Origin of the sequence: Bacillus sp. SIMBA_074, assembly GCF_046534555.1 — a bacterium.
Taxonomy (GTDB): Bacteria; Bacillota; Bacilli; order Bacillales; family Bacillaceae_G; genus Bacillus_A; species Bacillus_A mycoides.
Map to the genome: position 1 here is coordinate 1 of NZ_JAWRYM010000932.1, position 251 is coordinate 251.

A 251-nucleotide genomic window follows, 5' to 3' on the forward strand; every position below is an offset into this window, starting at 1 on the left:
GTGAGAATCCCGAGGATATATCCATTTCGAAATTTTTCAAAAGGTATAAATCAAATATTAAGGTTGTCCGTTATAGCAGTAGTAGAGCAGCTAGACAAGCTGGCGAGTGGGCAACCCAGTTTGCAGAAGAATACTCAGATGCAACATATGGTCTAACTAATAAATTGAATGGTGCCTCGCCTACATACTGCTCCAAAATAGTTTGGCAAGCTTTTTACTATGGAGCGGATGTCAATTTTAATGACCGGAGG

Annotated in this window: 1 protein-coding gene; it reads left to right on the plus strand. The window is 40.2% G+C overall.

What is annotated here, in order from left to right; translation table 11 throughout:
• Positions 1–251, plus strand: a 251-nt coding sequence (locus SB773_RS33515) for a YiiX/YebB-like N1pC/P60 family cysteine hydrolase (RefSeq protein WP_410594770.1), incomplete at both ends; no start/stop codon positions are given.